The organism is Kitasatospora sp. NPDC087314 (assembly GCF_044744365.1).
Lineage (GTDB): Bacteria > Actinomycetota > Actinomycetes > Streptomycetales > Streptomycetaceae > Kitasatospora.
On record NZ_JBIUYE010000009.1, the window covers coordinates 1 to 11,332 of the forward strand.

An 11,332-nucleotide genomic window follows, 5' to 3' on the forward strand; every position below is an offset into this window, starting at 1 on the left:
GGACCGCCTTCCAGCGGGCCCTCCGGGCGCTTCGTTCTTTCGTGTTTCCAGCTTATCAGATGTTTTCCGCTCCGTTTTCCGGAGTTTCATTCATCCGATTTCCCGAACTGGTCGGGTTCACTTTCCGCAACGCCCTCCACATTAGCGCATTCCGACTGTTAATCGAAATTCACACTCACCACGGTTGACGGGGACGCCAACAGACCCAAGTGAATGGGCGTCGAGGTGAGAGTGGGTCTCGCAGAGTGGGGTGGCCGCTTCAGCGACTCGTTCAACACTAGGCCACCTGGACGACATCGTCAAACACCGAGGGCGGGATCCGGCTGGATCCCGCCCTCGGTGGTCGAAGCCGCAGCTCAGCGGCGTCGTGTTTCGGTCACGCCGTAGCCGGAACCAGCTCCGCCGCCGCCAGGTTGCGCTTGCCGCGACGCAGTACGAGCCAGCGGCCGTGCAGCAGGTCAGCCTCAGCCGGCACTGCCTCCTCGTCCGTCACCTTGACGTTGTTGAGGTACGCGCCGCCCTCCTTGATCGTCCGACGGGCGGCCGAGCGGCTCGGCGCCAGGCCGACGGCGACCAACAGGTCGACCACCGGCTGGAGTTCGGACACCTCGGCCTTCGGGACCTCGGCCAGGGCGGCGGCCAGGGTCGGGGCCTCCAGGTCGGCGAGGTCGCCCTGGCCGAACAGCGCCTTGGACGCGGCGACCGCGCGCTCGTACTGCTCGGCGCCGTGGACGAGGGTGGTGAGCTCCTCGGCGAGGGCGCGCTGGGCGAGGCGGGCGGCAGGGCGCTCGGTGGTCTCGCGCTCCAGCTCCTCGATCTCCTCCTTCGAGCGGAAGCTGAAGATCCGCAGGAAGTTGGGGACGTCCCGGTCGTCCGCGTTCAGCCAGAACTGGTAGAAGGCGTACGGGGTGGTCAGCTCGGGGTCGAGCCAGACCGTGCCGGACTCGGTCTTGCCGAACTTGGTGCCGTCGGCCTTGACGATCAGCGGTGTGGCCAGCGCGTGGACGGACTTGCCGTCGGCCTTGCGGATCAGGTCCGTGCCGGCGGTCAGGTTGCCCCACTGGTCGCTGCCGCCGGTCTGCAGGGTGCAGCCGTAGCGGCGGTTCAGCTCCAGGTAGTCCATGCCCTGCAGGATCTGGTAGCTGAACTCGGTGTAGCTGATGCCCGCGTCGGAGTTGAGCCGTCGGGCGACGGCCTCCTTCGCGATCATGTTGTTGACGCGGAAGTACTTGCCCACGTCGCGCAGCAGGCTGATGGCCGACATCCCGGAGGTCCAGTCCAGGTTGTTCACCATGCGCGCCGCGTAGGGACCCTCGAAGTCGAGGAAGCGCGAGATCTGGCCGCGCAGGCGCTCGACCCAGCCGGCCACCGTCTCCGGGTCGTTGAGGACACGCTCGGCGGTGGGCTTCGGGTCGCCGATCAGGCCGGTGGCGCCGCCGACCAGGCCGAGCGGGAGGTTCCCCGCCTGCTGGATGCGGCGCATGGTGAGGATCTGCACGAGGTTGCCGAGGTGCAGGCTGGGGGCCGTCGGGTCGAAGCCGCAATAGAACGTGACCGGGCCGTCCGCGAACGCCTTGCGCAGTGCGTCCTCGTCAGTGGACAGGGCGATCAGCCCACGCCACTGCAGCTCGTCGACGATGTCCGTCACGGTCACGCTTCTCCTTCGATCGGGCGCCCGGCCGGTGGCGGCCCGGTTCTGTCGGGCCCCGGGTCGGAACGACTCCAGCGTGGTAGAGCCTACGCGGTCGGGGCCAGCAGGTTTTCCCCGAGGCACCGTGCCGGGCTCCTCCCCCGGCCCCTCCGGGGGCCTCCCCGATACCGGAAATTCCGTTGTTCGTCGGCTACGGGCCCGTTCAGAGTGGTGTCACCGCCGTGCGGCGGCAGTGACGTGTGTGGAGACGGTCGTGCCGCCGTGGCACGCCCGCGGGAAGGGTGTGCCAAGTGCGCAACACGCTGGTGCTGAACGCGAGCTACGAGCCCCTGACGACGGTGTCGCTCCAGCGCGCCGTCGTCCTGGTGCTCCAGGACAAGGCGGTGGTGGAGCAGGCGCATCCGCTGCGCACGATCCGGGGGACGGGCGTCAGCGTCCCGGTGCCGCGGGTGATCAGACTGCAACGCTACGTACGGGTGCCGTTCCGACAACAGGCTCCGTGGTCGCGGCGGGGTGTCCTGGCCCGGGACCAGCACCTGTGCGCGTACTGCGGGCGGCGGGCCACCACGGTGGACCACCTGCACCCCAGGTCACGCGGTGGGGAGGACAGCTGGCTGAACACCGTGGCCGCGTGCGCGGAGGACAACCAGCGCAAGGCGGACCGGACGCCGGAGCAGGCCGGGATGAAGCTGCTGCGTCGGCCGTTCGTGCCGACGCCGCAGGCCACCCTGATGCTGGCGCTCGGTCTGCGCGGCTCGGAGGCCCGGGAGCTGGCCGACTGGCTGCCGCCCGTTCCGGGCCAGTCCGCTCCGGCGGCCCTCCCCGCAGCGTGAGCAGCCCTCCGGAGTCGTACGGCGAGCCCGGCGACGCGTGCGACGGGACCGGCAGGGGCGACGGGGCCGGGGCTAGCCCTTCGCCTGGTAGCCCGCCGCCGTGCCGTAGTTGGCCGAGTGCTCGGGTATCACGACCACCCGGCCGCCGCCGATCAGCACCCGTCCGGAGACCAGCAGCGAGCCGGTGCCCGACGGGAAGTTTCCGCCGGTCGCCTCCTGCCCGCCGGCCAGCGGGAACCGGCTGAGGCGGGCGGGCTGGTCGCGGCGTTCGTCGGCGGCGAGCACCAGCGCGCCGCCGTCGACGCCGACCGCCCGGACGGTGCCCTTGGCGGCGGTCGGCGCCTTCCAGCGCTGCTTGCCGGTGTCGAGGTCGTAACCGACCGCAGCGACCGGTCCGCCGCCGTTCGCCGGGACGAGCGTGGTGACCATCGTGCGGTCCTGGAAGAACACCTCGGGAGTGGCCGAGAACGTGCCGTGGCCGACGCCCAACCGGCCGCCGTCGCCGACCACCGGGATCTCGGCGGCCGGGTCGCCGCCCGCTCCCCAGGCGAACACCCGGTCGTCCGCGGGCTTCTCGCCCGTGGTGAGGACCACGGAGGGCTCGGCGGAGAGGACGGTCACCGTCTTCGGCCGGTTGTTCAGGCCGCGCCACCAGGCGACCTTGCCGTCCGCCGTGTTCAGTGCGACGGCCTGGTCGGCGGGGGTCGAGTCGGCACAGGAGGAGGCGACCAGCACGGTCTTGCCGGTGACGCCGCCGGACAGCGTGCAGAACTTGCCCTGCCCGGTGTACTGCCAGACGTCCTTGCCGTCCGCGGACTCCCAGGCGACGGCCCGGTCGTCGCCGACCGCGATCACCTTGTCCTCGGTGACGCCGATCCGCGCGCCGTAGGCGCCCTTGGCATCCGAGACGGTCTTCGTCCACGCGGTCTTGCCGGTCTTGGTGTCCACCGCGGCGACCAGGGTGCACGGGCTCTTCGGGTCGGCCTGGGCCCGGAACAGCACCGCGCCCAGCCCGGCCTGGTTCACACCCGCCGACAGCCCGCACGGGACGGCCCCGGCGGCCGGCGGCTCGACCGACCAGACGGGCTTGCCCGCCGCCAGGTCGTAGGCGCGCACGCCGGAGGCGTCGGCCCGGACCACCGCGCCGGCCAGCAGCCAGCCGCCGACCAGCGTGTCGTCGCCCGCCTGGCCGGCCGCGGCGGGCTGGGCGGACCAGACCCTGGTGTGCGCGACGGCGAAACCCGGCTCCCCGCCGCTGTCGGCGGCCGCCGTCCCGCCGCCCTCGGCACCGACCATCAGACCGGCCGCGATCAGCACGCCCAACGCGGCCACCCCGGCGCCGGTGCGCACCAGCAGGGTCCGCCGACTGGGCACGTGCTCGCCGGAGAGCACGGCTCCGGCGGCGGCCCGGGCCTTGGCCGAGAGCGAGGAGCCGGCCTGCGAGGGGCCGACCTTCGAGGAACCGGCCTTCGAGGAACCGGCCTTGGGGGAACCGGCCTTGGGGGCGCCGACCCGCCGGGCGGCGGCCCGCGACGACGCGACGGGTTCGGCCTCCGGCTCCGGCTCGGACTCCGTGGGCGGTTCCGCCGGAACGGGCTCCGCGTCCTCGATGTGCACGTACCCGTCGGCCGAGTACTCCGCCCCCGCCGGAACGTACAGCCCCTCCCCCGCGGGCTGCTGCGGGACGGCGTACGGCTCGTACGGCTGCTGCCCGTAGGCCGCGAACTGCTCCGCGGACTGGTCCGGGTACTGGTGGTACGCCTGGTACTGCTCCTCGGCGTAGCCGCCCTGGACGTGGCCGCCCTGCACGTACCCGGTCTGGCCGTACTCGCCCTGCCCGTACTGCAGGGTCTGCCCGTACCCGCCGTCCCCGTACGCGCTCTGGCCGTAGCCCGCCGTCGTCTGCCAGTACTCCTGCTGCGACGACTGCTGCGACTGCTGGGGCTCCTGCGACTGCGACTGCGAGTGTGACTGCGCCTCGTGGTACCCGCCGCCCGACCAGACCTGCTGGCCGTGCTGGCCCTGGGGGTACCACGGCTGCTGCTGGGCGTCTCCGAAGGGCTCCTGCGCCATCCGTTCCGTCCCTCCCGAGCCGCCTGCCGATGTGCGGCAGTCAGCATCTCACGCCCGTCGGAGCGCGCCACCCCGGCCTCGGTCGGCCCGCGGCTCAGCCCGCGGACTCTGCGCGCAGCGCCTCGTCGATCCGGGCGGCCAGGCTGAAGTCCAGGCCGGTGAGCCCGCCCGCGCTGTGGGTGGAGAGGACGAAGCGCACGGTGCGCCAGCGGATGTCGATGTCGGGGTGGTGGTCGAGCGCCTCGGCCTGCTCGGCGACGGCGACGACCACCCGGATCGCCGCCGGAAAGTCGGGGGCGGCGGCACTGCGGGCGATGCTGTCGCCCTCCCGGGTCCACTGCGGCAGCGCCGCCAGGGCCGCCGTGATCTCGTCCTCGCTCAGCCGTGCCCTGCTGCTCATCGAAGCGCTCCCGTTCGTCGTCCGGTCAGGCCTGTACTCCGAGGAACATACCGAGCCGAGGCCGCCCGCAGCGGGCGACACAGCCCCGCGCGGACAACCTCCCGGCGGATGCTCAGCTCATCAGCAGCTTGGTGACGGCGACGAGGCCGACCACCACGATGATCCCGCGCAGCGCGGTCGGCGGGAGGCGGCGGCCGACCTTGGCCCCTACCATGCCACCGACCAGCGAGCCGACCGCGATCAGCCCGGCGGCCGCCCAGTCGACGGTGGAGGTGAACAGGAAGAAGAGCGCGGCGACGCTGTTGACGATCATCGCCAGGGCGTTCTTCACGGCGTTGATCCGCTGCAGGTCCTCCTGGAGCAGCATGCCCATGAGCGCCATCAGCAGGACGCCCTGCGCCGCGCCGAAGTAGCCGCCGTAGATGCCGGTGAGGAAGACCCCGACGAGCAGCACCCAGCTGCCGTCCGGGTCCCCGTCGGGGCGGCGGCGGGCGGCGACCGCCTTGGCGACCCGGGGCTGGACCACCACCAGGACGAGGGCGAGCAGGATCAGCACCGGGACGATCGCGTCGAAGGCGCCGCTCGGCAGCCTGATCAGCAGCAGCGCCCCGACCAGTCCGCCCAGCAACGAGGCGGTGCCCAGGCGCAGCAGTCGACGCCCCTGCCCGGCCAGCTCGCGGCGGTAGCCGATCACGCCGCTGAGCGAACCGGGCACCAGGCCGAAGGAGTTGGAGACGTTGGCGGTGACCGGTGGAAGGCCGACGGCGAGCAGCACCGGGAACGTGATCAGCGTGCCGGAGCCGACGATCACGTTGATCATCCCGGCACCGACGCCCGCCACCAGGACGGCGATCGCTTCCCAGAGCGTCATGGGTCACCTCTCCTCTCGGTCCTGTCCGAGGGGATCATGCCGGACGGCCGACCGGCCGGACCAGAGCCGCCCACGATTCGGGACGTACGCCACAACACCAGGGGCCCGCCACCGTACGGCGGCAGGCCCCTGGGAGCGCCTTCACGGACCGGCCCCGGCCCGGAGGAGGCTCAGCCGGTCACTCCGGGTCGATCTTGCGGTACTCGCGGGCCGGGTCCACCCGGGGGCGGGCGGCACCCTTCTCGGTGTCCACCGGGCGCGGGCCGGCCGCCGGGTCGAGCGGCACCTGGGTGGCCGCGGGGGCCGCCGGCGGGATGCTCGGGGCGGCGACCGCACCGCCGTTGGCGTTGCCGGTCAGCCCGCCGAACGCGCCGCCGAGGCCCTTGAGGGCGTCGCCGACCTCGCTGGGGATGATCCAGAGCTTGTTGGAGTCGCCCTTGGCCAGCTCGGGCAGGGTCTGCAGGTACTGGTAGGCGAGCAGTTTCTGGTCGGCGTCGCCGTCGTGGATGGCCTCGAAGACCGTCCGGATCGCGGCCGCCTCACCGTCGGCGCGCAGCACCGCGGCCTGCGCCTCACCCTCGGCCCGCAGGACGTCGGCCTGCTTCTCACCCTCGGCCTTGAGGATCTGGGCCTGCCGCTGGCCCTCGGCGGTGAGGATCGCGGCGCGCTTGTCACGGTCGGCGCGCATCTGCTTCTCCATCGAGTCCTGGATGGAGGTCGGCGGCTCGATCGCCTTCAGCTCGACGCGGTTGACCCGGATGCCCCACTTGCCGGTGGCCTCGTCCAGGACGCCGCGCAGGCCGGCGTTGATGACCTCGCGCGAGGTCAGGGTGGATTCGAGGTCCATCGAGCCGATGATGTTGCGCAGCGTGGTGACGGTCAGCTGCTCGATGGCCTGGATGTAGCTCGCGACCTCGTAGGTGGCCGCGCGCGGGTCGGTGACCTGGTAGTAGATCACCGTGTCGATGTTGACGACCAGGTTGTCCTGGGTGATCACCGGCTGCGGCGGGAACGGCACGACCTGCTCGCGCAGGTCGATCCGGTTGCGGACCCGGTCGATGAACGGGACGACGATGTTCAGCCCTGCGTTGAGCGTCCGGGTGTAGCGGCCGAAGCGCTCCACGATCGCGGCGCTGGCCTGCGGGATGACCTGGATCGTCTTGATCAACGCGATGAAGGCCACCACGACCAGGACGACCAGGACGATAAGGACGGGTTCCACGGACTCTCCCCTAGATGACCAGGGCGGTCGCGCCCTGGATTTCGACGACGTCGACCTGCTGCCCCGGTTGGTACACGCTGTCCGGGTGGAGCGCGCGGGCCGACCAGATCTCGCCGTTCAGCTTGATCCGTCCGCCCTCCCCGTCGACTGTTTCCGCGACGACCGCGGTGGCACCCTGGAGCGCCTCGATGCCCATCTTGACGTGCGGGCCCTGCCGCAGCTGCCGGTAGGCGATCGGGCGGACGACGACCAGCAGCGAGACCGAGACCGCGATGAAGGTCAGGGTCTGCCAGACCGCTCCCGCACCCAGCCCGGCCACGCCGGCGGCCGCCAGCGCACCGACCGCGAACATGGCGAACTCCGGCATCGCGGTCAGCACCAGCGGTATGCCGAGCCCGACGGCGGCCAGGAGCCACCAGATCCAGCTGTCCACGTGTCCATCCTAGGGAGCGAAGGGCCTTCGAGGCGGACAGTTCCCGCAGGTCGAGGGGCGGAAACCGGTCGCACGTGCGACCGGTCTCCGGAGACCCCGCGGGCGTGGCGTACGGAGGGGCGGCGGGGGCTCAGCCCAGCGGCAGGCCCTGCGCCGACCAGCGGTCCCCGTGGCGCTCCAGGGTGAGCGGCAGGCCGAAGCACTTGGAGAGGTTACGGGCGGTCAGCTCGGTGTCGATCGGACCGGCGGTGAGCACCTTGCCCTGGCGGATCATCAGGACGTGGGTGAAGCCCGGCGCGATCTCCTCGACGTGGTGGGTGACCATCGCCATCGCCGGGGCGAACTCGTCCTGGGCGAGTGCGCCGAGCCGGCGGACCAGGTCCTCGCGGCCGCCGAGGTCCAGGCCGGCCGCCGGCTCGTCGAGCAGCAGCAGCTCGGGGTCGGTCATCAGGGCGCGGGCGATCAGGGTGCGCTTGCGCTCGCCCTCGGAGAGGGTGCCGAACTTGCGGCCGGTGAGGTTGGACATGCCGAGCCGGTCGAGCAGCGCGAGCGCGCGGGACTCGTCGGACTGCTCGTAGGTCTCCTGCCAGCTGACCGTCATGCCGTAGGCGGCGGTCAGCACGGTCTGCAGCACGGTCTGCTCGGCCGGCAGCTTGTCGAACATGGCGGCGCCGGCCAGCCCGATCCGGGAGCGCAGTTCGAAGACGTCGACCTCGCCCAGCTTCTCGCCCAGCACCGACACCTTGCCCGCGGTCGGGAACAGGTAGGTGGCGGCGATCTGCAGCAGCGTGGTCTTCCCGGCGCCGTTGGGGCCGAGGATGACCCAGCGCTCCCCCTCGGAGATGGACCACGAGACCTGGTCGACCAGCGCGCGCCCTTCCCGGACCACGGATACGTCCACCAGCTCCAGCACGTCGCTCATGCCTACGCCTTCCCCAATACAAGAATCTCGGCCGTCGGTGCGGGCGGCGAGCCTACTCCGGCAGCCGGTGGGCACGGGGTGGGTGCGCCGCACACGCATGGGCAAACCTACGCCACGCGGATGACCGCCGATTCCGTAGGCTGGCCGGATGCTCGCGACTCCTGCCGACAATCCGTACGAAGAACCCCGTTCGGGGCGGCTGACCGCGTGGGGCAACGCCCTGCTGGCCGGTCTGGTACCGCCCGACAACGCCGCCGCGGCCGTTCTGGGCGACGACGAGAGCCACCGGGTGACCGGTCTGCCCGGGGACGAGCCGGGCGAGCGGCACGGCCTCACCTGGGCGTTGGGACGGCTGCGGGTGCTGGGCGTGAAGGGCCTGCGGCTGGCGCTGCCGTCCGCCGGGCACCCGCTCGGGCTGACCGGCCCGGCGCGGTTCAACGAGCTCGCGATGGGCGCCGGCGAGGCGGTGCTGGCGGTGGGCGTCCCGCTCGGGCTCGTGCCGGAGGTGACGGTGTTCGGCCCGGTCGGGGACCGCTCGGCGACGGTGCTGTGGCGCTGCCTTGAGATCAACGACACACCGCCGGCCGACGTCCCGTCGCTGCACGAGGCCGAACGGGAGCTGACCGACGGGCTGCGCGAGGCGACCCTCCTGCTGACCCGGCTGGACGTGGCGGGCGCCGGGCCGGAGGCGCTGCGGGCGCTGGAGGCGTACCGCAGGCGCGGGCACGTCGAGCTGCTGGCGCCGGGGTACCCGCCGCGCGCCGTGCGGGTGCTGGAGTCGGCCCGGCAGGTGTCGGCGCTGCTGGACATCGCCGCGGGCGGGCACGGCGCGGCGGTCAGCGCCTCCGAGATGGCGGCGCGGCAGTCGGTGCTGGCGCCGCTGCGGCGCACCGCCCGGCGGGCACAGGTGGCGGCGTACAACGCGCTGGTCGACGAGCGCGAGGAACGCTAGCCGCGCCAGGACCGGTCAGCCGTCCCCCCGGGCCTCGCCGTTGCGGACGGCCCACAGCGCCGCCTGGGTGCGGTCCGCGAGGTCCAGCTTCATCAGGATGTTGGAGACGTGGGTCTTCACCGTCTTCTCCGACAGGTGCAGGCTGCGGGCGATCTCCCGGTTGGAGCGGCCGTCGGCGATGTGGCCGAGGACCTCGCGCTCGCGTTCGGTGAGAGTGCCGCCGCGGCCCTGCGGGGCGCGCGGGCCGTCGTCGGCGAGCAGCGCTTCGGCCAGTTCCGGCTGGAGCAGGACGTGGCCGGCGTGCACCGAGCGGATCGCGCCGGCCAGCGCCTCCGGGTCGACGTCCTTGTAGACGTACCCGGCGGCGCCGGCCCGCAGCGCGGGGACCATCGTGCGGTGCTCGGTGAAGCTGGTCACGATCAGGATCCGGGCCCGGCTGCCCTCCCCCTTGAGCGTGCGCAGCGCCTCGATGCCGTCGACGCCGGGCATCTTGAGGTCCATCAGCACGACGTCGGGGTCGAGCTCGCGGGCGCGGTCGACGCCCTCCGCCCCGTCGGCGGCCTCGCCAACCACCTCGATGTCGTCCTGGACCTCCAGGAACGTGCGCAGCCCGCGGCGGACCACCTGGTGGTCGTCGACCAGCAGGACACGGATCGACGGCGTGCTGTCAGGCACCGGGGACCTCCATCTCGACGAGCGTCCCCCGGCCGGGGGCGGACTCCAGGGTGAGCGTGCCGCCGACGGCGGCCGCGCGGTCGCGCATCGAGGCCAGACCGAGGTGGCGGCCCGCCCGGCGGACGGACTCGGGGTCGAAGCCGTGCCCGTCGTCGCGCACCCGCAGGACGGCGCCGCGCGCGGGCGTGCCGGCCAGGGTGACGGTGACGCGGCCGGCGCCGGAGTGGCGCAGCGCGTTGTGCAGCGCCTCCTGGGCGACCCGCAGCAGGGCGGCCTCCTGCGCGGGCGGCAGGGCGCGGACCTTGTCGGCGGCGAAGGCGAGGTCCGCGGTGTGGGCCCGGTCCAGGACCTGCACCTGGGAGGCGAGGGTGGCGCTCAGCCCGTCCTCCTCCAGCGCGGCGGGGCGCAACTCGACGACGACGGCGCGCAGTTCGTCGGCGGCCTCGGCCGCGAGCCGGGCGACCTCGGCGAGTTCGGCGCGGGCCCGGGCCGGGTCGCGGTCGACGAGCGTGGCGGCGGCCTTGGCGGTGAGCCGCAGCGAGAAGAGCTTCTGCGAGACGGCGTCGTGCAGGTCGTGGGCGATGCGGGCGCGTTCGCCGGCCAGGGTGAGTTCGCGGCTGCGCTCGTACAGGCGGGCGTTGGACAGGGCGAGGGCGGCGTGCGCGGCGAGTATCCGCAGCAGTTCCTCGTCGTGGTCGGTGAACAGGCCGCCGCCGCGCTTGTTGGCGAGGAAGATGACGCCGGTGACCTGCGGTTCGTCCTCGGCGGCGTCGGTGTCCAGGATCGGCATGCCGAGGAAGGCGTCCATCTCGGGGTGGGCGGCCGGCCAGCCGCCGAAGGCCGGGGCCTTGCGGACGTCGGCGAGCCGGGTGGGGCCGGTCTCGTGCAGCATCTTGGCGAGCACGCCGTGCTGGCGGGGCAGCGGGCCGATCGCCCGCCACTGCTCGTCGGTGACGCCGTCGACGACGAACTGGGCGAAGCCGCCGTGGTCGTCGGGCACTCCCAGGGCCGCGTACTCGGCGCCGAGGAGGTCGCGGGCGGAGGCGGTGATGCGGCGCAGCACCTCGCGGACCTCCAGGTGCCGGCTCATCGCGAGCAGCGCCTGGCTGACGGCCTCGATGCCGGCCAGGCAGGGGTCGCAGCCGGGCATCGGGCGGGCCGGGCTGACGTGGTCGAGGTACGGGCCGGCCGGGCTCGGGTGACCGTCGGGCGTGCTGGGCATACCGCCAAACTACCGCCGCCACGGGCGCCGCCGCGTCCGTCCCCGGCCGGGGCGGGCGCAGGTCCGAGGTCCTAGGAC

General features: G+C 72.9%; 12 protein-coding genes. 3 read left to right on the forward strand and 9 right to left on the reverse strand.

The features are described 5' to 3' along the window. Positions 1–188 (forward strand): hypothetical protein (locus ACIO5E_RS20230; protein ID WP_400669583.1); only part of this gene is annotated, 188 nt, incomplete at its 5' end. Between the two features lie 188 nt (positions 189–376). Here the strand turns inward: ACIO5E_RS20230 and tyrS are convergent. Beyond that, on the reverse strand, positions 377–1,648 hold the full coding sequence (gene tyrS, locus ACIO5E_RS20235) for a tyrosine--tRNA ligase (protein ID WP_400670323.1): 1,272 nt from the start codon (positions 1,646–1,648) through the stop codon (positions 377–379). Between the two features lie 293 nt (positions 1,649–1,941). On the opposite strand from tyrS, the gene ACIO5E_RS20240 reads away from it, so the two are divergent. Next, positions 1,942–2,484 carry an HNH endonuclease gene (locus ACIO5E_RS20240; protein ID WP_280678305.1) on the forward strand — a complete coding sequence of 181 codons (543 nt, stop codon included), beginning with the start codon at positions 1,942–1,944 and terminating at the stop codon, positions 2,482–2,484. Between the two features lie 72 nt (positions 2,485–2,556). Here the strand turns inward: ACIO5E_RS20240 and ACIO5E_RS20245 are convergent, their stop codons facing one another. The 6 genes from ACIO5E_RS20245 to ACIO5E_RS20270 form a co-directional block, all read right to left on the reverse strand. Then, the gene (locus ACIO5E_RS20245) at positions 2,557–4,557 is read right to left on the reverse strand and encodes a PQQ-binding-like beta-propeller repeat protein (RefSeq protein WP_400669585.1); all 2,001 of its coding nucleotides are present in this window, start codon (positions 4,555–4,557) and stop codon (positions 2,557–2,559) included. Between the two features lie 94 nt (positions 4,558–4,651). After that, the gene (locus ACIO5E_RS20250; RefSeq protein WP_400669587.1) at positions 4,652–4,957 is read right to left on the reverse strand and encodes a 4a-hydroxytetrahydrobiopterin dehydratase; all 306 of its coding nucleotides are present in this window, start codon (positions 4,955–4,957) and stop codon (positions 4,652–4,654) included. Between the two features lie 112 nt (positions 4,958–5,069). Beyond that, positions 5,070–5,828 carry a sulfite exporter TauE/SafE family protein gene (locus ACIO5E_RS20255; protein WP_400669590.1) on the reverse strand — a complete coding sequence of 253 codons (759 nt, stop codon included), beginning with the start codon at positions 5,826–5,828 and terminating at the stop codon, positions 5,070–5,072. A gap of 178 nt (positions 5,829–6,006) precedes the next feature. After that, on the reverse strand, positions 6,007–7,050 hold the full coding sequence (locus ACIO5E_RS20260) for an SPFH domain-containing protein (RefSeq protein ID WP_280678297.1): 1,044 nt from the start codon (positions 7,048–7,050) through the stop codon (positions 6,007–6,009). A gap of 10 nt (positions 7,051–7,060) precedes the next feature. Continuing rightward, on the reverse strand, positions 7,061–7,471 hold the full coding sequence (locus tag ACIO5E_RS20265; RefSeq protein WP_400670325.1) for an NfeD family protein: 411 nt from the start codon (positions 7,469–7,471) through the stop codon (positions 7,061–7,063). A 142-nt stretch (positions 7,472–7,613) separates the two neighbouring features. Continuing rightward, positions 7,614–8,405 (reverse strand): ABC transporter ATP-binding protein, encoded by a 792-nt coding sequence (locus ACIO5E_RS20270; protein ID WP_280678295.1) that lies wholly within the window; start codon positions 8,403–8,405, stop codon positions 7,614–7,616. Positions 8,406–8,553: 148 nt separating this feature from the next. On the opposite strand from ACIO5E_RS20270, the gene ACIO5E_RS20275 reads away from it, so the two are divergent. After that, positions 8,554–9,357, forward strand: coding sequence for a hypothetical protein (locus ACIO5E_RS20275; protein WP_400669594.1), 804 nt, complete (start codon positions 8,554–8,556; stop codon positions 9,355–9,357). Between the two features lie 15 nt (positions 9,358–9,372). Here the strand turns inward: ACIO5E_RS20275 and ACIO5E_RS20280 are convergent, their stop codons facing one another. Together ACIO5E_RS20280 and ACIO5E_RS20285 are read right to left on the reverse strand one after the other, a co-directional pair. Continuing rightward, on the reverse strand, positions 9,373–10,032 hold the full coding sequence (locus tag ACIO5E_RS20280) for a response regulator transcription factor (RefSeq protein WP_280678291.1): 660 nt from the start codon (positions 10,030–10,032) through the stop codon (positions 9,373–9,375). Next, complete coding sequence (locus ACIO5E_RS20285) at positions 10,025–11,182, reverse strand: GAF domain-containing sensor histidine kinase (protein ID WP_400670327.1); 1,158 nt, start codon at positions 11,180–11,182, stop codon at positions 10,025–10,027. Before ACIO5E_RS20285 ends, ACIO5E_RS20280 begins: the two co-directional genes overlap by 8 nt. Positions 11,183–11,332 lie beyond the last annotated feature (150 nt).